We start from the raw sequence: 22,442 nt of genomic DNA, 5'->3' as shown, positions 1-22,442 counted from the left end.
TTTCAAACTCCCAACTATCTGCTGCTTGTCCCTCTTTCAAATACACGTAATTTTGCGCTTCGTGATCTGGTATTTTCTTCCAGTTCCTTTTCGGATGGAAGGATCGGTTTTCTTGTGATCACACGTCCTTTGGACTTCTTTCCACATACACATACCGGAAAATCTTTCGGGCAGGTACATGGATCCTGATTTTTCTTAAACGTATTCTTTACGATGCGGTCTTCCAAAGAATGAAAGGTGATGATACAGATCCTGCCATCCTCTGCTAAAAGATCGATAAATGCATCCAGATTCTGCTCCAGCACATCCAATTCCCGATTGAGTTCAATACGGATTGCTTGATACGTGCGCTTTGCCGGATGTCCGCCGGTAACCTGTAATTTTTTCGGGATCGACCGTTCAATGATCTGATTTAACTGTCCTGCTCTTGTGATCCGCTCTTTTTGACGTTCTTTTACGATATTCTTGGCAATGTTCTTTGCAAATCGATCTTCTCCATAGTCTCTGATGATGCGATAAAGGTCTTCCTCGGAATAGTCATTGACGATATCCGCTGCTGTCATCGGATTGTCCTGATCCATGCGCATATCCAAAGGTGCATCCTCGACCATGTAGGAAAATCCTCTCTCCGGTGTGTCTAACTGAAAAGAAGATACGCCAAGATCTAAAAGAATACCGTCTACCTTATCAATGCCAAGTTCGTGGACTCTCTCAACCATGGCTTCATAATTGCTGTGTACCAAAGTCACACGGTCTGCAAATGGTCTTAGTCTCTCGCCTGCGGCTTCCAGCGCATCATAGTCCTGATCGATACCGATCAGGCGTCCTGTCGTCAGCCGTTTGGCGATCTCATAAGAATGTCCGCCACCGCCGAGTGTCCCGTCTACATAGATGCCGTCTTCTTTGATATGTAATTGTTCGATTGTCTCCGGTAAGAGTACCGAATAATGCTTAAAGTCCATCTATGTTCCACTCCTAAATACTCAGTCCCAACTCAGCCATATGCTCTACGATCTCGTCCATGTCATCATAAGAACTTGCATCCGCATAACGATCCTTGTCCCAGATCTCGATCTTGGTCAGAACACCTACTAAGACAACATCCTTTTCCAGTCCTGCAAATTCACGAAGTACCGACGGAATCAGAATACGTCCCTGCTTGTCCACCTCACACATGGCAGCACCCGCAAAGAAGAAACGCATAAATTTACGTGCGTCTTTTGTTGTCAGATTGACTTCGCGGAACTTCTCCTCGATGCGTTTCCATTCTTCCTGGGAATATACGTACAGACAGCCGTCCACGCCTTTTGTCACAACGAACTGATCGCCCAACTGTTCACGAAACTTTGCCGGAACAATAAGTCTGCCCTTGGCATCTACGTTATGACTATATTCTCCCATGAACATAACTGCTGTACCTCCTTTCCCCTAGCATCTTATCCACGAAATTATCCACTTATCCACCACTTCATGACACTACATACCACTTCGCACCACTTTTATGATTATTTTATGGTATTAAAGGGCAAAAAGCAAGCCCGAAAACCTTGTAAAATCAAGGCTTTCGGGCTTGTGGTAGATGGTGGTGGCAAATCCCACTACTATTTCTTGTGTCCTTTTATTTTTAAGCACAAGTTCTTGTGGTTTTGTCCCTTTTTATACGTTTTTCTTCCAGTGTATAAAAATTTTTACAATATTTAATTATAATTTTTGTGCATTATTTTGTTTGGACTTGTGCAGACCGAGGACAAAAAGGATCAGGGCAACCGCCATCAGAACCAGTGCCAGTGCCTGTGATACCGGAAATCCGGTGACCCACATCTTCAACTGGTCGGTACGCAGTCCTTCGATCCAGAAGCGTCCCAAGCCGTAAAAGAAGAGATAAAAGTAGAAAAACTCTCCGTGAAACTTCTTGTGTTTTGTCATTGCCAGTATAAAGATCAAAAGTGCCAGATTCCAGAGGGATTCATACAGGAAGGTCGGATGTACCTGTACATAGGTCACGCCGTCTGCCACTCTCGCGTGTGCCAGCATCTCCTGCGTGATGTCATCCATGGACCGTACAGCATTTAATGGCAGTTCCATGGCAAAGAGTCCATCCGTGTATTGTCCGAAGGCTTCCCGGTTGAAGAAGTTGCCCCAGCGTCCCAAGATCTGTCCGACCAGAAGTCCCGGTGCCGCCAGATCTGCGAACTGTAAGAATGGGATCTTTTTGATCCGGCACATGATATAGGCTATCAGGACCCCGGCAAGCACACCGCCGTAAATGGCAAGGCCGCCCTGTCTGATATTAAAGACCGACAGCAGATTATCCTTATAATAATCCCAGGCAAACACCACATAGTAGATCCTCGCCCCGATCACGGCAAAAATAATGGTAAAAATGCAGATATCCAGACATTGATCCGGGTCCAGTCCGTCTTTTTTTGCCCGATGCAAGATCAGTGATACGCCCAGCAGCATGCCAAGTGCAATGATCATGCCATAGTAAGCGATCGTGATGCCAAAGACGTTTATGTTCTTTCCTACATGTTCCAGACAGATATGTAGGTTTGGAAAATTGATATCCATATTCATTTTAAAAATCCGCCTTTCCTTTTCCTATTTCCATACTCTAGCACATTTTATGCCATAGAAAAAGACCCGCAAAAAAACTTGCGGATCTTTTTCATCTTTTTTCTTATTTCATGGCAAAACTTGCACACATGGTCTGTCCGACACCTGTACTGTCAGCAATATCCACACTTCCCGCCTCACACTTGCCAGAGGCATTGTAATGGCAGTTCTTGGCATCGCAGGTGATCTCTGTCACACCGTCCGGCTCTCCGGCTCTGTTGCAGGCGCATCCGTCTTTGCCCACTTCATAGTTACCGCAATATGTCTCATCACTCTTCTTTGCGCTTGTACCTTCCACAGTGATACCTGCTCTGGCACACATCTTGTCCACATTGTAACGGCACTCTGTCGCTCTACAATCTAATTGTGTCATACAAAAACTCCTTTCTCGCCATAGGGCGAATGCAAAATAGCAGCCTGCCTTATGCAAGCTACTATAATATTATGTCCTCTTAAATTTCTCCTATGCGACCAGGAAGATTGTATTTTAAAAAGCGCAATTTTAAATGATGAGCATGGCATCGCCAAAACTAAAGAAGCGATATCGTTCCTTTACTGCCTCCTCATAGGCTGCCATGACATGTTTCCTGCCGGCAAGGGCAGAAACCAGCATGACAAGCGTGGATTCCGGCAGATGGAAATTCGTGATCAGTCCATCGATGACCTTGAACTGATATCCCGGATAAATGAAGATATCCGTCCAGCCGCTCTTGGCATGTAAGGTGCCGTCCGCTTCTGCCGCCGACTCCAGTGTTCTCGTGCTGGTCGTCCCAACAGAAATGATACGTCCGCCGTTTTTTCTGGTCGTATTGATCAGGTCTGCCGCTTCTTCCGAGATCTGGAAAAATTCGGAATGCATATGGTGGTCTAAGACATCATCCACCTTGACCGGGCGGAAGGTGCCAAGTCCCACATGCAGAGTGACCTCCGCAATGGATACACCCATGTCACGGATCTCCTGTAAGAGTTCTTTTGTAAAATGCAGACCTGCGGTCGGTGCTGCCGCAGATCCGTCATATTTGGCATAGACCGTCTGATAGCGGTTCTTATCCTTGAGTTCGTGTGTGATATAAGGCGGCAGGGGCATCTGTCCCAACTGGTCCAGGATCTCCTCAAAGATTCCTTCATAGGAGAAACGGATCAGGCGGTTGCCCTCATCCACAATATCGATGACCTGGCCCTTTAAAAGTCCACCGCCAAAGGTCAGGCGTGTGCCGATCCTTGCCTTTTTGCCCGGTTTTACCAGTGTCTCCCAGACATCATCGCTTTTCCGCTTCAAAAGCAGGATCTCAACCTTGCCTCCGGTCTCTTCGCGCTCGCCATACAAACGCGCCGGTATGACCCTGGTGTTGTTGATGACCAGACAATCGCCCGGTCTTAAATATTCCTTGATATCATAGAAGTGGCGATGCGTCACATCGCCACTTTTTTTATCAAGGATCATAAGTCTCGAATTTGATCTTTTTTCCAGAGGATCCTGTGCGATCAGTTCCTCCGGAAGATCATAATAAAAGTCTTTTACATCCATTTTCTTTTTCCTTAATTACTTTCTCAACTGAATACCCATGTCTTCCAGTGCCTTTAAAATGCGGTTCATGGCAGCCGTGATATCTTCTTCCTCCAGGTTCTTATCTTTTGCTCTGAAGGTCAAAGAATATGCAACAGACTTATGCCCCTTTAAGATCTGGTTGCCCTCGTAGATATCAAAGAGTTCGTAAGACTCCAGGTAATTGCCGCCCTTGGTCTCAAAGACTTCCTCGATCTGTCCGACCAGGATCTCCTTCGGAACCACCATACTGATGTCTCTTGTTGCAGCCGGGAACTTGGCAATGCCTTCGTACTTCTTGTCAAAGGATACAAATTCCATCACTGCCGGCATATCGACAACAGCGATATAGGTGCGCTCTTTCATACCGTAGTTTGCACATACCTTCGGGTGTACCTCACCTAAATATCCAATGACCTTATCCTGATAAAGGACATTTGCCTGACGACCCGGATGTAAGAAGTTCTTACCGGATGCCGGATCATAGGTCAGTTTTGCATCCATGCCAAGTTGTGAAGTGATCTCCTCAATGACCCCCTTCATGGTAAAGAAATCACCCTCTCCATACATACCAAGTGTCAACTGCATTCTTTCTTCCGGCAGTTCAGTAAGTGGCAACTGCTTTGGCAGATAGATATTTCCCATTTCAAACAAGCGCACGTCCTTATTACGACGATTTGCATTGGTTGCCAAAGATGTCATCATACCATTCAAAGGAAGGGTACGCATGATGCTGAAGTCCTCTCCCAAAGGATTGGAGATCACGATCGCCTGACGCAGTACGTCATCCTTGTCCAGAAGGAGTTTGTCAAATACCTTTGGACTTTCAAAGGAGTAGGTCATGCCCTGTGAGAAACCACAGAACTGTGCAACATTGCGCACGATCTTTTCTACCTTTAACTTTTCAGAAAGACGACCGGTGGTTGCCTCTCCGCTTGGCAGTGAAGTCGGGATCCTGTCATAGCCATAGAAACGGGCAACTTCTTCTGCAAGGTCAGCATAACTTTCCAGATCCTGTCTCCATGACGGCACCAATACCTCATTGGTCTTTTCGTCATAGCCTAAGTCCAGACGTTTGAAGTATTCCAGCATGTCTTCCGGTGAAATATCGGTTCCCAGCATATGGTTGTATTTATCCGGTTCAAACGGCAAACGTCTGCCTTCCATCTTCTTGGTATAAATATCGATGGCACCGCCAACGACCTGACCTGCGCCCAATTCTTCTACCAACTGGCAGGCACGATCCATAGCATCCATGGCATTGTTTGGATCCAGTCCCTTTTCAAACTTGCCGGATGCGTCGGTACGCAGTCCCACACGCTTGGAAGAAAGACGGATATTGGTTCCGTCAAAGCATGCTGCCTCAAATAACATGGTCGAAACATTGTCTGTGATCATGGAATTTTCACCACCCATGATACCGGCAATGCCAATGGCTTTCTTGCCGTCACAGATCATCAGTACATTTTCATCTACATTTCTCTCCTGTCCGTCCAAAGTCACGAAAGTCTCACCTGCATTGGCACGGCGAACCCGGATCTCATGCCCTTCGATCGTATCCATATCATAGGCATGCATTGGCTGACCGTACTCTTCCATCACATAGTTGGTGATATCGACAATATTGTTGATCGGACGGATGCCCTGTGCGCGCAGGCGTTTCTGCATCCATTCTGGTGAAGGAGCGATCTTGATATTCTTTACCACTCTTGCCGTATAACGTGGGCAGAGATCTGTCGCCTCTACAGACACCTTGATATAATCGTTGACATCCTCGTCATTTCCTGTCTTTGTAACAACCTGTGGTACAAATTCTTTTTTAAAGGTTGCTGCTGCTTCTCTTGCAATGCCAAGAACAGCAAAGCAGTCTACACGGTTGGATGTGATCTCATATTCTACAACGGCATCATCCAGTCCCAATACCTTGACAGCATCGGCTCCCACCTGGGTATCCTCCGGGAAAATATAAATGCCGTATTCCGGTGCATCCGGGAACATATTGCGGTCTGAACCCAGTTCTTCGATCGAACACATCATACCGTTTGATTCTACGCCACGCAATTTGCCCTTCTTGATCTTGATGCCGCCCTCGGTCTTTTCACCGTCATGACCGCCGGCAACACGTCCGCCATCTAAGACAACCGGCACCTTTGCACCTTCATATACATTTGGTGCACCGGTCACGATCTGGATGGTCTCGCTTCCTACATTGACCTGACAGATGACTAGTTTGTCTGCATCCGGGTGCTTTTCGATCTTTTCGATCTGTCCGACTACGATCTTTTCCAGATCCTTGTCCATACATTCATAAAATTCTACTTTGGAGCCTGACAAAGTCATAGCATCCATAAATTCCTGAGGCGTTGCTTCCAGCCCCGGTACTAAATCTTTAATCCAATTTAATGATGTTCTCATGCTATTTCTTCCTCCTACTCCTAGAACTGCTTCAAGAAACGATCGTCGTTCTCATACAAGAGTCTCATGTCGTCAATTTCGTACTTCAAAAGTGTGATTCGCTCCAAGCCAAGTCCGAAAGCAAATCCCTGATATTCATTCGGGTCGATACCGCTCATCTTGAGTACCTTTGGATGTACCATGCCACAGCCTAAGATCTCGATCCAGCCCTCGCCCTTACAGAAACGACAGCCCTTGCCGCCGCACTTAAAGCAGGAAACGTCCATCTCTGCACTCGGCTCGGTAAATGGGAAATGATGCGGGCGGAACTTAACCTTGGTGTCCGCGCCAAACAACTGCTTAACGAACTCCTGCAAAGTTCCCTTTAAGTCTGCAAAAGTAATGTTTTTATCAATAACCATCCCCTCGATCTGATGGAAGGATGGAGAATGGGTCGCATCTACTTCATCGGAACGAAAAACTCTTCCCGGTGCGATCATACGGATCGGCAGTTTGCCCTTTTCCATGACGCGCACCTGTACCGGTGAGGTCTGGGTACGAAGCAAAATGTCCTTATTGATATAGAAGGTATCCTGTTCATCCTTGGCAGGGTGATTTGCCGGGATATTCAATGCTTCAAAGTTGTAGTAATCATATTCTACTTCCGGTCCTTCTACGACTTCATAGCCCATACCAACGAAAATATCTTCTACTTCCTGCAATACATTGGTGTTTGGATGTAAATGTCCGATCTTTGCCTTCTTTGCCGGAAGGGTCACATCGATGACTTCGGATTTGAGACGGTGATCTAACTCTGCCTCTTCCATGCGCTCTTTTGCCTCAGCGAGTTTCTCCTCGATGGCACTTCTGGTCTCATTTACCAATTGTCCTACTGCCGGTCTGTCTTCCGGCTTCACATCTTTCATGGACTTTAATACGGCGGTCAGTTCACCCTTTTTTCCAAGCACTGCCACACGCACATCGTTAAGTGCAGACATTTCTTCTGCTGCATCAATCTGTTCCATGGCTCTTTTTGTGATTTCCTGTAACTTATCTTTCATTTCTATCTCCTTTTCTTTATTTTCTCTTCAAAAAGTCCTTTTAGCACGAAGTGCCTTTTGTGATAGGGAATGTATCAGATTTCTATGACACAAAAAAGCGGAGGCTTCATCCCGATAGGGACGAAATCACTCCGCGTTACCACCCTGATTCCAGATTTCTCTGACACTCATATGCTTAACGTGCACTATCCGTCGCGACTTACTTCTTTCAGTCACGCAGCTCCTGCGGGAAATTCACCTGCCACCTTACCTTAGACGGGCTTTCAGCCGATGACCCATCCTCTCTGAAAAAAGTATGACATGCTACTGTGCGCATTCAAAGCCTTTAACATCTGACATTCTAGCATAGCCTGAAAAAAACATCAAGATTTATTTCTCAAGCGAAAGGCTTTCCATTTATCCTGTATTTTTCCCATCTGCTTGCGCATAAATCTCCCCAGCACCTCGGCGAAGAAGACATTTGCCTCCGCGCACATAAACATGATATACATACACGAATACAGCCAGAACATCATGAGCACGATCGTCGACATACTGCCATAAATAGAAAAACGATCGTAAAAATTCACATATAAAGATAGAAAAATCGAAAATACATACCAGATTGCTGCACAAAGAAGTGCGCCCGGGATCTGCGTATAAGCCTTGATCTTCTTATTTGGCAGGGTCGTAAAGAGCCATACAAAAAGTCCGGTCAGTATGGCAAAGACTACCAGCCCTCGGATCAGCGGGCGGACACTGACAATGGCTACCAGTATGCCCCAGACACCAAACGCCTGATCTAAAAGGCTCTGGATATATTCCGTAAATACCATGAGGATCAGCACGATGATAATGGCAAAAATAAATACGATCGTATAGACAATCGCCCAGAAACGAACGACAAACCAATTTCTGGTCTCATCAATGCCATTTAAGACATTCATGCCTGCTGTCATATATTGCAGGGCCTTTCCTGCCGCCCACAGGGCAACGATCGCCGTGAGGGATATGATTCCGACCGGCCGGGAATATACTTCATTTAAGATCGGCTGCAAGAGCGGTTCGATATATTTTGGCATGGCTTTACAGAGCAGGTCCGTGACATATTCCTGTGAAATATTGGTGTACTGTAACAAGGAAGTAAACACCATCAAAAAAGGAATTGCCGACATAATGATAAAAAATGCCGCCTGTGCCGCGAAAGCACCGATATTATCTCTTTTACATTTATCCAGATATGTCTTTACATATCCGATGACCATCCATATCATAATCTGTCCTCTATCTTTAATATACCTGCTGCAAGGCGGTTCCCTGATAAAAATATCCCAGGATATCCGTATAAGCATAACCGGCTGCCGCCAAGGCTTTGGCTGCATTCTGGCTCATGCCAACACCATGTCCGAAACCACCGCCATAGACCAGAAACTTCCCGTCCCCCTGCTTTTCGATGGAGATCGCCGCACTCGGAAGTGTGCTGACGCTGTCTAACCTTTCCTGATCCTGCAAGATGACATAGCCACATAGATCACCTAAGATCTGCCGGATATGTAACTGGTCCTCTATCTCTACCTTTCCCTCAGAAAAAGAAATGCTGATGTACATGGCTGCCCCGCCGGGATTGCGTTTTTCTACCGTGATATTCTTGATCTGCCCCAATGCCTTATCATCTGTCAAAGAAGTGTCTGTGATCTTCTTTTTCATCTTCCTGTCGCAGGAAATACTATCGTCCGTGGCAAGGTAATTCTGCAAATGTGCCCGCAGTCCGGAAAGATCATCCCCTGTAAGGCTTGCCTGCCAGCGGAAATAACGCTCGTTTGCCTCATAGGCATGCTCGTCCCCACTGCGCAGATAAGTATCAAAATCCTGTCCGCTTTCCTGTAAGCCGATATAGCCGGTATGAAAGATGCTGCTATCCATATTACCAAAAAGCGTGCCGTCCTGCATATAGCCACAGGATGTCGAATAATACAGGGCATCGACCACAGTTCCATCCTTCATAAGGATCTGCCCTGCGGTAGAACGGATCGCCTCATTGGTCTCCGCAGATTCCGTTCCCTGATTATACACCTGAAAAGAGACGGTGTCATCCATATTTCCTTTGACATCGGGATAGGCATAAGAATTGCTGTGCCCATAAGCATAGGTTCTTGCACACACCGCCTGTGCCTTTAATGCCTCTGCCCCATAGGTCCTTGGCATCTCGCTTGGCACGACGCGCTTTAAATAATATTCCATGGGAATCTGGTTGACCAGCACAAGTCCATTCGCCTGCCCCCAGATCTCCAGCGTCCCCTCATATCCATTGGAGGTCACGCCGTCCTCATTGACCAGATACCACTGGCTGCCCTCTGCGCCTGTGACCGTGATCGTCTCCCCGGCGCTGATCTGGTCTGCGCTCATGCTATAGGTCGTCCCTGCCGCCAGATCGCTGGTCTGCCCTGCCCGGTTGATGGTCAGATCGCTGTCTCCGTAAAGGCTGATGGAGCCCCGGTATATATCTTTGTCCCGATCCATAAGTACAATGCGAAGATCCGAAGAATAAGGCATTGCCTCCGGCGTATCCGGGACCTCCTCTTGTATCTTATCCTCTTCCTTGGTTGTCTGTCTTGCTATAAAATCCTGTAAAATACGCATTTTTCCTTGGGTATAAAGAATCAATAAGATCAAAAAGACACACAAAAGGGTCAGAAAAATAACCATGCGATAGTCTTTTGGCTTTCGTAATGTATAACGCGTCCGTTTTTTCAATTCTTTCCTCCCTCCCAGGAATTTTTATTACACAAGAAAGGAAGTCACCGGACGGCAACTTCCTTGTCTTATGTGTTTTATCTTTTTAAGTATCCCCAAAATGCCGGGCCTGATATTTTGACTCCTAGCAATGCTAGGTGGGTAACCGCAATCTGACTTCTGCCTTCCACTGCAAACGGAGGCCTGACATCCATCAGACAATATAAGAATCCCTTTTAAAGTAAATGTAGGTTCAAAACAACAGGTTGAATCGCACATTTCAGGTTAAAAAAATCTATTGCTATTATATGATATCTTCAAATAAATTACCATAGTAAATTATGGTTTTTTTCATATCTTGCTTTTACACGGTAACTCATGATAATATAAATAGTATATACGCAAAAGGAGGTAACCATTGTGACAAATCAATCATTTAGCGAAATTACTCCTCAGTTAGTGCATTTATCAGAATTATCCAAGAAATCTTCTTACATCGACCCGGAATTATACACCAAATACGATGTAAAAAGAGGTCTTCGTGATTTAAATGGTAAAGGTGTCTTGGTCGGGATCACCGAGATTTCCGAGGTCAATTCCACCAAGATCGTGGATGGCAAATCCGTTCCTTGCGACGGTGAGTTATATTACCGCGGATACAATGTGCAGGATCTGATCGCAGAACTGCCGGATGACTGCTTCTTTGGTTTCGAGGAATGCACCTATCTGCTCCTCTTTGGCAAATTACCAAACAAACAGGAACTGGGCGAATTCTGTGAATTGTTGAGCAATTATCGTTCCCTGCCACAGAACTTTGTCCGTGATGTCATCATGAAAAAGCCAAGCAAAGACATGATGAACGCATTAGCACGTGGAGTTCTGACCTTATATTCTTATGATGAAGTACCGGACGACACATCCGAAGCCAATGTCCTGCGTCAGTGCTTACAACTGATCAGTATGTTCCCGCTTCTGTCCGTTTACAGTTACCAGACCTACCGCCACTACTACAATGGCGAAAGTCTGATTATCCATCCGCCAAAGAAAGAATATTCTACCGCAGAAAACATCCTGCATTGTCTGCGTGATGACAGTAAGTTCACACCACTCGAGGCAAAACTTTTAGATGTTGCCCTGATCCTGCATATGGAACACGGCGGTGGTAACAACTCCACCTTTACGACACATCTGGTTTCCTCCTCCGGCACGGATACCTACTCTGCCATCGCTGCTGCGATCGGTTCTTTGAAGGGGCCAAAACACGGCGGTGCCAACATCAAGGTTGTCAAGATGTTTGCAGATATGAAAGAACAGGTCAAAGACTGGACCAATGAAGAAGAAGTCGGCAATTATCTGCGTGACCTTCTGGATAAAAAAGCCTTCGACAAGGCAGGTCTTATTTATGGTATGGGTCATGCCGTTTATTCTCTGTCTGACCCGAGAGCCGTTACCTTCCGTTCTTTCGTAGAACGTCTGTCTGAGGAAAAGGGCTATGAAAAAGAATTTGCCCTCTACTCTTTGGTAGAGCGCTTAGCACCGGAGATCATTGCCGAGAAGCGCAAGATCTACAAGGGTGTCAGCCCAAACGTCGATTTTTACAGTGGTTTTGTATATCAGATGCTTGGTCTTCCACTGGAACTCTATACACCGATCTTCGCCATCGCGCGTATCGCCGGATGGAGCGCACATCGTATGGAAGAAGTATGTCACAAGGGCAAGATCATGCGTCCTGCCTACATGACCGTATGTCCGCACAAAGAAGTAACTCCTATGGACGAAAGAGAATAGATAAGTAGAAGGACAGGAGGGACATCCCTTCTGTCTTTTCTATTTTTCCACGATTTCAAAGGCAAACCAGAAATCTGCCCCCATCCCGGGCTTTGACTCTACACCATAGGTTGCTCCGTGCAATTCCAAGATCTTTTGCACAATGGAAAGTCCCAGATCTGTGCCTGACACCAGACGTTTTCTCGCCTTATCTCCCTTATAATAGCGATCCCACACATAGGGAATATCCTGTGCCGCAATCCCCTCTCCGCTGTCGATCACATCCACGCGTACATGGTGTTCGTGCAGGCTTTGCCGCACGATGATCTTTTTATCGGCTCCGGTATAATTGATGGCATTGCCTATCAGATTGCAAAGTACTTGGGTGATCTTGTCTGCATCTCCCATGATATAGACTTCTCCATCTGCAACAAATTCCATGACATAACCATCCAGCTCCTTTAATTTGCCATAACGCAGCATGACCTGTCGCATCAGGTCGGTCAGATCAAACTGCATACTGCCCATATATTCGATCTGTGTTTCTCCGCCGGATGCCTGTGCCTGGGCATACAGTTCTTTGAAGGTATCCTGCGGCAGGGTATTCATAGTTCCCCGCGGATTGTACTGTGCACTGTAAAGCGAAGTACCGTCTGCATCTGTGACCAAAAGTGATACGCCATTATCCAGCGCCAGTGTCTCCAAAACCTCCGACAGATCGTCACTATCCTCCGCACTTACCAGAATTGACTTCCAGTCCCTCATAGGTATAGATATCCATTTTTTATTCCGTCGTTTTCTGCCGGCTCATGACCACCTTGGCGCGCATCATCAACTCTTTTGGAGAAAAAGGCTTTACCACATAGTCATCCACGCCACACTCAAAGCCATGGATCCGGTCATATTCCTCGCCCCTGGCAGAAAGCATGATCACCGGAATATCTTTTGTCTTTTTGATGGCGGCACAGGTAAAAAAACCGTCCAGTTCCGGCATCATCACATCCATGATCAAAAGGTCGTAGTCCTGCTTCTGGCACTTTTCTACGGCTTCCATACCATTGGCAGCCTCATCGATCTCATAACCTTCAAATTCACCATACTTGCGGATGATCAGACGGATCTTCTCCTCGTCATCTACTACAAGAATTCTGCCACTCAAAAGAATTTCTCCTTTCCCTTGCGAAGTTGCATGGAAAACCATACCCATGCGACGATAAAGACCACGATCATGATGACATTGACGATCTGTCCCAGATTCAAGAACATATCATTGCACACGCCCTCGATGCCAAAGATAGCAGACACAATCCCAAAGATGATCGCCCGCGGGAAAAGAAAGGCAATAAAGCCCGGCTGATCCTTACATTTGGTCATTTCCTCTACCGGCACAAATAAATTCGGCACCATGCCATCCTTTTTCATCTTTATCGTAGAAAAGATAATATAAGATCCCATAATCGTGATGATCACATCAAAAATAACCATCATATCTGCATTTGTCATTTTTACACCTCTCTCATTTATTTGTAATCATTATAACGGTAGGATTTTTTTCTTTCAATAAAAGTCTAAGGTTTTACACAATTTGTTTGAATAATTATGTCATTTGATGTAGTATTATAAGTATATATAGATAAGTTAGGAAGAAATAATTGCAAGGAGTTATAGATATGGATTTATCGAACAAAAGCATACTGATATGCGACGACTCAATATTAGCCAGAAAAAACCTAAAGGATGCCATCAGCGAATACGCATCCGGGGCTACCTATTATGATGCTGTCAACGGCGAGCAGGCCGTTGAGCAGTTCAAAAAATATCATCCGGACATGGTATTTCTTGACATTGTCATGCCGCTCAAAGACGGCATCGCTGCGACCAAGGAGATCATCGCTGCAGATCCTGACGCAACGATCATCATTGTCTCCTCTGTCGGCACACAGATGCAGTTAAAGAAGGCGATCGAAGCCGGAGCAAAAGATTTCATTCAGAAGCCGATCAGTCAGCCACAGGTTGATCGATTGATTGAGGTACACTTAGGGGGAAAATAAAGTATGTATTCACAGTTTTTTGGCTCTTATCTGCTCAGACGCGATGCCATTACGCCTGAACAGTTGACACACGCGATCTCACAGTTGTCTGCCGCGCACATCAAGTTAGGTACCCTTGCCATGCACAAGGGCTATATGGTTGCCTCCGAAGTGGACGAAGTATGCTTTCTGCAGACCAGAGAAGACCGCAGATTTGGCGAGATTGCCATAGAGCGCGGTTATCTTACCGAAGACCAGGTACGCGAACTTTTAAAGACACAGATCCCGGACTTTCTCCTCTTTGGACAATGTCTGGTCGATGATGGTGCCATTTCCTATGAGGAACTGCAAACGCTGGTCTTGGACTATGAAGCCGAAAATGAGATGTATGACATCGATCTGAATATCGAAAGCAAAGAAAAGATCACCCAGTTGATCGAACGTTTCTTTTTGGTGGCAGAGGTCCCGATCACGGAATACAGCATCATGTATATGGAACTCATGTTCAATAATCTGGTGCGTTTTATCGGGGATGACTTCACTCCTCTCACACCGATTCCTTGTGATGAGTTCCCGGTCAACTACTGCGTCTCCCAGCGTATCCACGGCAAGGTAAACTGCATTTCCCGTGTGGACATGGAAGAAGATGTTGCTATTGCTTTCGCATCGCGCTATGCCAAGACAACTTTTACCGAGTTTGACGAATATGTGCAGGCATCTATTGAGGACTTTATCAATCTGCACAACGGACTCTTTATGGTCAATATGTCCAATGAACACTCCATCGAGTTATCCTTGGATCCACCTTCCGTAGATACCACAGAAGCACTGTCGCTTTCTTCTACGACTTTCATTCTGCCGGTCATCTATCCGTTTGGTGCTATTCATTTGATCATCAGTTTATATGCTTAGTATGAAAATCCATATTTTAAAAAGAGGGCTTCCGCTTGGGAAACCCTCTTTTTTGTATCTTGTATATTTTTTATTTCAGGAAATCTCTTACTACCTGTGGCATCTGATCCACGGCACAAATGGTCTTGTGACGTACCGGAGCACTGCGGATCTCTTCTACGGCTCTTGGCACCTCGACACGGGAGATCTCGCTCAACTTATCGATCAATGCGAAATCATCTTCCTTTGCATAGGAAGCATCAATGGCAGTCATGACGCTCTTGGCAAACTTGAAAGGACTTGCGGTAGAAGCGATGACCGTCGGTGTCTCATCCCCTGTCTCTGCCTTATATTTGCCGTAAACACCGGCAGCAACCGCGGTATGGGTATCGATCACATAGCCTGTCTTTTCATAGAGATCATGAATGGTCTGTCCGGTCTCTTCCTCGCTGCTGTAATTGCCATAGAAATCCTGCAAAGCCTGACGCATCTGTGGCGTGATCTCATAGCGTCCTTCTGTCGTAAGGCTCTGCATCAATGCTGCATTTGCCTTTGCGTCCTCACCTGCAATGCGATAGATCAGGCGCTCCAAGTTGCTGGAGATCAGAATATCCATAGACGGTGAGTTGGTAAGGATAAATTCTCGGTTCTTGTCATAGACACCGGTACGGAAGAAATCAAATAATACTTTATTTTCATTGGATGCACAGATCAGTTTTGCGATTGGCAACCCCATATTTTTTGCATAAAATGCGGCTAAGATATTTCCAAAATTTCCTGTCGGCACAACCACATTGATCGATTCTCCCGCCTTGATCTTGTCGTTGGCAAGCAGACGGCTGTATGCATAGACATAATATACGATCTGCGGTACCAGACGTCCGATATTGATGGAATTGGCAGATGAGAACTGATAGCCTGCTGCGTCCAGTTCCTTTTTCAGATCTTCGTCAGCAAACATCTTTTTCACACCGGTCTGTGCCTGATCGAAATTGCCATCGATCCCAACAACCAGTGTGTTGTCCCCTGTCTGGGTCACCATCTGCTGCTTTTGGATCGGGCTGACACCGTCCTTTGGATAAAAGACAATGATCTTGGTGCCCTCTACGCCTGCAAATCCGGCAAGGGCAGCCTTTCCGGTATCTCCGCTGGTCGCAGTAAGAATGACAATATCATTTTTGATCTGGTTCTTTCTGGCTGATGTGATCATCAAATGCGGCAGGATAGATAATGCCATATCTTTAAAGGCAATGGTAGATCCATGGAACAGTTCCAGATAGTAAGCGCCATCTGCATATACCAAAGGTGCGATCTCCTCGGTGTCAAACTTGGCATCATAAGCGCGGTTGATACAGTTTTCCAACTCTTCCTTGGTAAAATCTGTCAAAAAGAGTTTCATGACTTCATAGGCTGTCTGCTGATAAGTCATCTTGCTCAAATCTTCCAAACTCACATCCATTTTTGGAATAAAGGTTGGGACAAACAATCCGCCACCATTTGCCAATCCTTTTAAGATCGCCTGTGATGCGCTCACCACTTCAGATGCATCTCTTGTGCTTACATACTGTAATTCCATTTTCTTACCTCTTCCTTTTTCTTCACTCACTTCGTTTGTAACTTTGACACGTCACTACGCTGATTTCCATTATACGTTATACCCAAAAGCCGTGTCAACGTAGGATTTCTCAAATCCAGACCCTTATGCTATAATAAATGCCATATAAATAATGAAAGGAAGGAATTTATGTCAACCGGCGTATATCAAACCTCAAAAAAAGATGGCTCTCTTTATTATCGTGCCAGCCTGACTTATCATGCCAAGCATATCAGCCTTGGTTCTTCTTCTGATGCTGCCATCGCCCACGCCATCTATCGGGAAGCCATGGACATCTTATCCAGCCCTGCGATCACGCCGGAAAACTACACTTCCCGCATCCGCCACCTGTCTTTTGAAAAAGCCATCAGCCTTTTGAATTTCCGGGATCACGGCATGTATATCAAAACACCGATCTACCTGCAAAAGGGTTTTTTTTCCTATTATCTGGAGGCAGATTATGATCTCAAATTTGACAATGACGATCTTTTCTACTATTCCAGCCATAAGATCATGCGGCGCGGCAATCACCTCTTTGTCAATGACTATGGCATGCAATACAATATCGCCCAACGCTATGGCATCAAGAATTACGGTGTAGCCGGACGGGATTATGTCTTTGTCAACGGGGATCCGACCGATTACCGCTATGCCAATATCCGCATCATCAACGCCTATCACGGCATCACCCAGACCGAGAAAAAGGGCAAACGCCTCTTTGTTGCCAGGCTCCACCTCAATGGTGATGTCATCATTGGAAAATATACAACGGAGATCAAGGCTGCCATCGCCTACAACAAGGCGGTCGACTACGCCAGAGATCACGGCATCCAGAAAAATTTTATCCAGAACTATATCGCAGACCTGTCTGCCCGGGAATATGCCGATGTTTATTCGGCACTAAAACTCTCCCAGACTTATCTGGATTATATCGATTCCTTTGTCATATAACTTGACCCGATCTGTCAAACAGACCGGGTCTTTTCATATTCTTTTATTTCTGATTGATATAATTGACAAGTCCTTCGCAGTCAATGATCTTTTGCATGAATGGCGGGAACGCCTGCCCCTGATAGGTCTTATTGGTCGTCTTATTGGTGATCAGACCACTGTCAAAATCAACATATACCTCGTCTCCATCCGAAATATCTTTTGCCGCCTCCGGGCACTCTACGATCGGAAGTCCGATATTGATGGCATTGCGGTAAAAAATTCTCGCAAAGGTCTCTGCGATCACACAAGATACGCCGGCTGCCTTGATCGCGATCGGTGCATGTTCTCTGGATGATCCGCATCCAAAATTCTTGGTTGCCACAATGATGTCTCCCGGCGTTACTTTTTTTACAAAATCTGCATCGATATCTTCCATACAGTGTGTTGCCAGTTCCTTTGGGTCTGATGAATTCAGATATCTCGCCGGAATAATAACATCGGTATCTACATTATCGCCAAACTTAAATACTTTTCCTTCTGCTGCTTTCATATTCTCACCTCTTATACGTTTTCCGGTCCGCTGATCTTACCTGTCAAAGCACTTGCTGCTGCCACTGCCGGGCTTGCCAGATATACTTCGGAATCTACATGTCCCATACGTCCGACAAAGTTTCGGTTAGTTGTCGAAACGCATCGTTCGCCTGCTGCCAAAATTCCCATATAACCGCCCAGACACGGACCACAGGTCGGTGTACTAACAATGGCACCAGCCTCAATAAAGGTACGGATGAAACCTGCTTCCATGGCATCCAGATAGATCTGCTGGGTTGCCGGGATCACGATAACGCGTAAGCCCTTCTTGACTTTCTTGCCCTTTAAGATCTCTGCCGCTGTCTTTAAGTCCTCAAATCTGCCGTTGGTGCAAGAGCCGATCACAACCTGATCGATCTTGATATCGCCGACCTCGTCAATGGTCTTTGTATTTTCCGGTAAATGTGGAAATGCGATCGTTGACTTTAAGGTTGAAAGATCGATCGTATATTCTTCATCATAAACAGCGTCCGCATCTGCCTCATATACCTTGTAATCTCTCTTGGAATGTTCTGCCATATACTGCTTAGCCAGATCGTCAACCGGGAAGATACCGTTCTTTCCACCGGCTTCGATGGCCATATTTGCAATGGTAAAACGATCATCCATGGATAAGTATTGGATGCCTTCGCCGACAAATTCCATGGACTTGTAAAGTGCGCCATCCACACCGATCATACCGATGATGTGCAAGATCACGTCTTTACCGCTGATGTATTTATTCGGCTTGCCAACCAGATTGAACTTGATAGCGGACGGTACTTTGAACCATGCCTTACCGGTTGCCATGCCTGCTGCCATATCCGTACTTCCCACGCCGGTAGAAAATGCTCCGAGCGCACCGTAGGTACAGGTGTGTGAGTCTGCTCCGATGATGACATCACCGGCTACGGTCAAACCTTTTTCCGGCAAAAGGGCATGTTCGATTCCCATCTCTCCCACATCAAAATAATTGGTGATCTCATTTCTGCACGCAAACTCACGGACACATTTGCAATGCTCTGCGGATTTGATGTCCTTATTTGGTACAAAGTGATCCATGACAAGTGCGATCCTGTCCTTGTGGAAAACGCCGTCTACCTTCATTTTTTCAATCTCATGAATGGCTACCGGTGAAGTGATATCATTGCCCAGTACCAGATCCAGATCTGCCTCGATCAACTGTCCTGCCACTACGGAATCCAATCCGGCATGTGCCGCAAGAATTTTCTGTGTCATTGTCATTCCCATGACATGTTCCTCCTTTTTCTCCTGATCTATACTTATGTGCTTCTTATGTCTGATTTTCCTGCCTGTGACACCGGATACGTTTGCAGCCATACCCCATATCTCAGGCAGTTTTCTTTTTTTCAATATTGATTTTACCACGAAAGTATATATAATAGAAATACATATTAAATATATTTACTATAACTATAGGTTATATAATATCAGAAAGGAAATACCATGAACAATCCACTGTCTGCTTATCACATTTTTTATGAAGTTGCCAAAGCCGGAAGTTTTTCCAAGGCAACCAACCAATTATATATCAGCCAGCCTGCCATCAGCAAATCCATCCAGAAGTTGGAAGACGCTCTCCATACCCGCCTCTTTTTGCGCAATTCCAAGGGTGTTCGGCTGACACCGGAAGGGCAACTCCTCTTTCAGCATTTAGATACCGCCTTCTCGGCAATCACAAGTGCAGAGACCAAGTTGGAGACACTGACCCGGACCGATGGCGGCACCCTGCATATCGGGGTCAGCACGACCCTCTGCAAATATCTCCTGCTTCCCTACCTGTCCGCTTTTATCCGGGAACACCCGCAGATCAATATCCGCATCCGCTGTCAGTCCTCCAATGAGACCCTCAAGATGTTAGCCGATGATGCCATTGACATCGGGCTTGTCGGCATGCCGGAGCATAAGACTGGCTTCATCTATGAAAATTTAGTGGAGATCGAGGACATCTTTGTGGCGACTTCCACCTATATGTCGCATCTTCCGCAGGATATGACTTCCACGCGGGAGATCTTGGAAGCATCCACCCTTATGCTCCTTGATAAAAATAATATGACCCGTCAGTACATTGACGATTACCTCGCCAGGAACCAGATCCAGACCAAGGACTATATCGAGATCTCCAATATGGATCTTTTGATCGAGTTTGCCAAGATCGGTGTCGGTGTTGCCTGTGTCATCAAAAACTTTGTGCAGGAGGAACTGGCAGACGGACAGTTGCAGCAGATTCCGCTTGACATCCCCATCCATAAGCGTGATGTCGGCTTTGCCTACAAAAAGACGCATCTGCAAAACGATGCGTTGTCCTGCTTTCTTGATTTTTGCCGTGGCTAGGCAATGCGACAGCAAACTTCGCGGGAGCAGATGGCTGGCAGGGGGCAGGGGATGGGCTGGTGCAGTATGCGGGCGGCAAACTTAGGAGCAGGTTATGTGAGTCTCTTCGAGAAAGGATTTGCTTAGAAGAAACTGTCTCTTGCACAGCTTCGACAGTCGTCCGGATGTCTAACTTTGCAAAGACAGTTTTTATCAAAATAAGCAAATCTTTCTCGTCAGAGACTCCCTGTTCTGCGACAGTTTACCGCCCGCATACTGCACCAGCCCATCCCCTGCCCCCTGCCAGCCATCTGCTCCTCTATATCTGATAACACATCGCCCTATCCCCAAGACGAAAAAAAGACAGTGCGACGAGCGCACTGTCTTTTATGTACAGTCGACTTAGTTGTTGACCAACTTGTCTTCTTCGTTATTCCAGCTGTAAAGTTTACGGATCTCCTCGCCAACCTTCTCTGAAGGATGCTCAGAAGCCAACTTTCTCATAGCCTTGAAGTGAACCTGACGACCTGCAGGTGACATATCCAGTAAGAACTCCTTAGCGAAAGAACCATCCTGAATGTCAGAAAGGATCTGCTTCATAGCCTTCTTGGTGTCTTCTGTAACGATCTTAGGTCCTGTGATGTAATCACCGTACTCTGCTGTGTTAGAGATAGAATATCTCATGCCTGCGAAACCTGACTGATAAATCAGATCTACGATCAACTTCATCTCATGAATACACTCGAAGTATGCATTTCTTGGATCATAACCTGCTTCGCAAAGTGTCTCAAAACCAGCCTGCATAAGTGCACAAACACCACCACAAAGAACTGCCTGCTCACCAAAGAGGTCTGTCTCTGTCTCTGTTCTGAAGGTTGTCTCCAAAAGACCTGCTCTTGCTCCGCCGATGGCAAGACCATAAGCAAGTGCCATGTCAAGAGCCTTTCCTGTGTAATCCTGCTCTACAGCAACCAGACAAGGAGTACCCTTTCCTGCCTGATACTCAGAACGAACGGTATGACCCGGAGCCTTAGGAGCGATCATGGTAACATCTACATTCTTTGGTGGCTTGATGCATCCGAAGTGAATGTTGAAACCATGAGCAAACATAAGCATGTTGCCTTCTTCCAAGTTTGGCTCAATGTCTTTCTTATACATATCAGCCTGTAACTCATCATTGATCAAGATCATAATGATGTCTGCTCTCTTTGCAGCTTCTGCTGCTGTATATACTTCAAATCCCTGCTTTTCAGCCTTTGCCCAAGACTTAGAGCCTTCGTACAAACCGATGATCACGTTGCATCCTGACTCCTTTGCATTCAATGCATGGGCATGACCCTGGCTACCATAGCCGATGACTGCAATCGTCTTACCATCTAACAATGATAAATTACAGTCTTCCTGATAAAAAATTCTTGCTTCCTGTGACATCTTTTTTCCTCCTTTAATATCAATCAATTATAACAACATCCTTAGTACCTCTGGTCAGTCCGGTAAGACCTGTCCTTGCCAATTCCAAAATCTCATAATCAGCTAACATATCCAAGAATGATTGTAACTTGTCCTGATGGCCGGTAACCTCAATGACCATGGAATCATGGGTCACATCCACTACCTTGCCGTGAAAAATGTCCGTAATGGTGAGTACCGACTGGCGATCCTCAGCCTTAGCGGAGATCTTGACGATCATGAGTTCTCTCGTAACGGATGAGCCCGGCTCTAAGATCTTGACATCTACCACATCCTCTAACTTGGCAAGTTGCTTCTCAATCTGCTCTAAGATCAATTCGTCACCGCTTGCCACGATGGTAATTCTGGTAAATCTCGGATCTGCTGTCACTCCGGCAGAAAAACTGTCGATATTGTAGCCTCTACGGCTAAAAAGCCCGGATACATGGCTCAAAAGCCCCGGTGTATTTTCTACCAAAATGGACATTACCTGACTTCTCATACGAAAAAACCTCTCCTCTGTCATTTGCAGACAGACACTTGTC

General features: G+C 45.9%; 23 protein-coding genes, 1 other RNA gene and 1 other annotated feature. Of the genes, 6 read left to right on the top strand and 18 right to left on the bottom strand.

Features of this window, described 5'->3' with window-relative positions; translation table 11 throughout:
- Nucleotides 1–14 precede the first annotated feature (14 nt).
- From rsmH to ssrS, 10 genes are all read right to left on the bottom strand, one after another.
- The gene (gene rsmH, locus H8R94_RS10950) at nt 15–962 is read right to left on the bottom strand and encodes a 16S rRNA (cytosine(1402)-N(4))-methyltransferase RsmH (RefSeq protein WP_118281951.1); all 948 of its coding nucleotides are present in this window, start codon (nt 960–962) and stop codon (nt 15–17) included.
- A gap of 13 nt (nt 963–975) precedes the next feature.
- Nucleotides 976–1,407: a division/cell wall cluster transcriptional repressor MraZ gene (mraZ, locus tag H8R94_RS10945; protein ID WP_118281952.1), complete on the bottom strand. Its 432-nt coding sequence runs from the start codon at nt 1,405–1,407 to the stop codon at nt 976–978.
- Nucleotides 1,408–1,701: 294 nt separating this feature from the next.
- Nucleotides 1,702–2,577, bottom strand: a complete 876-nt coding sequence (gene lgt, locus H8R94_RS10940; protein WP_186854658.1) for a prolipoprotein diacylglyceryl transferase — start codon at nt 2,575–2,577, stop codon at nt 1,702–1,704.
- 103 nt (nt 2,578–2,680) lie between these two features.
- Nucleotides 2,681–2,989 carry a DUF1540 domain-containing protein gene (locus tag H8R94_RS10935; RefSeq protein ID WP_186854657.1) on the bottom strand — a complete coding sequence of 103 codons (309 nt, stop codon included), beginning with the start codon at nt 2,987–2,989 and terminating at the stop codon, nt 2,681–2,683.
- Between the two features lie 129 nt (nt 2,990–3,118).
- On the bottom strand, nt 3,119–4,144 hold the full coding sequence (queA, locus tag H8R94_RS10930) for a tRNA preQ1(34) S-adenosylmethionine ribosyltransferase-isomerase QueA (protein WP_118281955.1): 1,026 nt from the start codon (nt 4,142–4,144) through the stop codon (nt 3,119–3,121).
- A 15-nt stretch (nt 4,145–4,159) separates the two neighbouring features.
- Nucleotides 4,160–6,577 carry a phenylalanine--tRNA ligase subunit beta gene (pheT, locus tag H8R94_RS10925; protein ID WP_186854656.1) on the bottom strand — a complete coding sequence of 806 codons (2,418 nt, stop codon included), beginning with the start codon at nt 6,575–6,577 and terminating at the stop codon, nt 4,160–4,162.
- A 20-nt stretch (nt 6,578–6,597) separates the two neighbouring features.
- Nucleotides 6,598–7,617, bottom strand: a complete 1,020-nt coding sequence (gene pheS / locus H8R94_RS10920) for a phenylalanine--tRNA ligase subunit alpha (protein ID WP_118281957.1) — start codon at nt 7,615–7,617, stop codon at nt 6,598–6,600.
- A 113-nt stretch (nt 7,618–7,730) separates the two neighbouring features.
- Nucleotides 7,731–7,946, bottom strand: a binding site (T-box leader).
- Between the two features lie 33 nt (nt 7,947–7,979).
- The gene (locus tag H8R94_RS10915) at nt 7,980–8,870 is read right to left on the bottom strand and encodes a YihY/virulence factor BrkB family protein (protein ID WP_186854655.1); all 891 of its coding nucleotides are present in this window, start codon (nt 8,868–8,870) and stop codon (nt 7,980–7,982) included.
- A 16-nt stretch (nt 8,871–8,886) separates the two neighbouring features.
- Nucleotides 8,887–10,350 (bottom strand): SpoIID/LytB domain-containing protein, encoded by a 1,464-nt coding sequence (locus tag H8R94_RS10910; RefSeq protein ID WP_186854654.1) that lies wholly within the window; start codon nt 10,348–10,350, stop codon nt 8,887–8,889.
- A gap of 88 nt (nt 10,351–10,438) precedes the next feature.
- Nucleotides 10,439–10,619: non-coding RNA, 6S RNA (gene ssrS, locus H8R94_RS10905), on the bottom strand.
- 130 nt (nt 10,620–10,749) lie between these two features.
- Here ssrS and H8R94_RS10900 point away from each other — a divergent pair.
- Nucleotides 10,750–12,117, top strand: a complete 1,368-nt coding sequence (locus H8R94_RS10900) for a citrate/2-methylcitrate synthase (protein ID WP_186854653.1) — start codon at nt 10,750–10,752, stop codon at nt 12,115–12,117.
- Between the two features lie 39 nt (nt 12,118–12,156).
- Here H8R94_RS10900 and H8R94_RS10895 read toward each other — a convergent pair whose 3' ends face one another.
- Genes H8R94_RS10895 through H8R94_RS10885 form a run of 3 tightly spaced genes read right to left on the bottom strand, consistent with a single transcriptional unit; the run spans nt 12,157 to nt 13,599 of the window.
- Nucleotides 12,157–12,861, bottom strand: a complete 705-nt coding sequence (locus H8R94_RS10895) for a sensor histidine kinase (RefSeq protein WP_186854652.1) — start codon at nt 12,859–12,861, stop codon at nt 12,157–12,159.
- A gap of 19 nt (nt 12,862–12,880) precedes the next feature.
- Nucleotides 12,881–13,255: a response regulator transcription factor gene (locus H8R94_RS10890; RefSeq protein ID WP_330593055.1), complete on the bottom strand. Its 375-nt coding sequence runs from the start codon at nt 13,253–13,255 to the stop codon at nt 12,881–12,883.
- Nucleotides 13,252–13,599 carry a hypothetical protein gene (locus H8R94_RS10885; protein WP_186854651.1) on the bottom strand — a complete coding sequence of 116 codons (348 nt, stop codon included), beginning with the start codon at nt 13,597–13,599 and terminating at the stop codon, nt 13,252–13,254. Before H8R94_RS10885 ends, H8R94_RS10890 begins: the two co-directional genes overlap by 4 nt.
- A gap of 167 nt (nt 13,600–13,766) precedes the next feature.
- Between H8R94_RS10885 and H8R94_RS10880 the strand changes: the two genes are divergently transcribed.
- Nucleotides 13,767–14,147: a response regulator gene (locus H8R94_RS10880; protein ID WP_118281963.1), complete on the top strand. Its 381-nt coding sequence runs from the start codon at nt 13,767–13,769 to the stop codon at nt 14,145–14,147.
- A gap of 3 nt (nt 14,148–14,150) precedes the next feature.
- Entirely contained in the window at nt 14,151–15,038 is an 888-nt protein-coding gene (locus H8R94_RS10875; protein WP_118281964.1) for a chemotaxis protein CheX, read from the top strand.
- A 70-nt stretch (nt 15,039–15,108) separates the two neighbouring features.
- Here H8R94_RS10875 and thrC read toward each other — a convergent pair whose 3' ends face one another.
- A complete protein-coding gene (thrC, locus tag H8R94_RS10870; protein ID WP_186854650.1) occupies nt 15,109–16,593 on the bottom strand; it encodes a threonine synthase in 1,485 nt (494 codons plus the stop codon).
- Between the two features lie 168 nt (nt 16,594–16,761).
- Between thrC and H8R94_RS10865 the strand changes: the two genes are divergently transcribed.
- The gene (locus H8R94_RS10865; protein WP_186854649.1) at nt 16,762–17,562 is read left to right on the top strand and encodes a hypothetical protein; all 801 of its coding nucleotides are present in this window, start codon (nt 16,762–16,764) and stop codon (nt 17,560–17,562) included.
- A 43-nt stretch (nt 17,563–17,605) separates the two neighbouring features.
- Here H8R94_RS10865 and leuD read toward each other — a convergent pair whose 3' ends face one another.
- Entirely contained in the window at nt 17,606–18,094 is a 489-nt protein-coding gene (leuD, locus tag H8R94_RS10860) for a 3-isopropylmalate dehydratase small subunit (RefSeq protein WP_118281967.1), read from the bottom strand.
- 11 nt (nt 18,095–18,105) lie between these two features.
- On the bottom strand, nt 18,106–19,365 hold the full coding sequence (gene leuC / locus H8R94_RS10855; protein WP_186854648.1) for a 3-isopropylmalate dehydratase large subunit: 1,260 nt from the start codon (nt 19,363–19,365) through the stop codon (nt 18,106–18,108).
- Between the two features lie 216 nt (nt 19,366–19,581).
- Between leuC and H8R94_RS10850 the strand changes: the two genes are divergently transcribed.
- Both H8R94_RS10850 and H8R94_RS12300 read left to right on the top strand, forming a co-directional pair.
- A complete protein-coding gene (locus H8R94_RS10850; protein ID WP_186854647.1) occupies nt 19,582–20,469 on the top strand; it encodes a LysR family transcriptional regulator in 888 nt (295 codons plus the stop codon).
- A 3-nt stretch (nt 20,470–20,472) separates the two neighbouring features.
- Nucleotides 20,473–20,595, top strand: a complete 123-nt coding sequence (locus H8R94_RS12300; protein ID WP_279286825.1) for a hypothetical protein — start codon at nt 20,473–20,475, stop codon at nt 20,593–20,595.
- Between the two features lie 255 nt (nt 20,596–20,850).
- Here the strand turns inward: H8R94_RS12300 and ilvC are convergent, their stop codons facing one another.
- Nucleotides 20,851–21,879, bottom strand: coding sequence for a ketol-acid reductoisomerase (ilvC, locus tag H8R94_RS10845; RefSeq protein ID WP_178010019.1), 1,029 nt, complete (start codon nt 21,877–21,879; stop codon nt 20,851–20,853).
- A gap of 19 nt (nt 21,880–21,898) precedes the next feature.
- Complete coding sequence (gene ilvN, locus H8R94_RS10840) at nt 21,899–22,399, bottom strand: acetolactate synthase small subunit (protein ID WP_118281970.1); 501 nt, start codon at nt 22,397–22,399, stop codon at nt 21,899–21,901.
- Nucleotides 22,400–22,442: the final 43 nt, after the last annotated feature.

Origin of the sequence: Roseburia lenta (genome assembly GCF_014287435.1) — a bacterium.
Taxonomy (GTDB): Bacteria; Bacillota; Clostridia; order Lachnospirales; family Lachnospiraceae; genus Pararoseburia; species Pararoseburia lenta.
The sequence above is the reverse complement of the archived record's forward strand: the minus strand, read 5'-3'. Positions and strand labels throughout refer to the sequence as shown.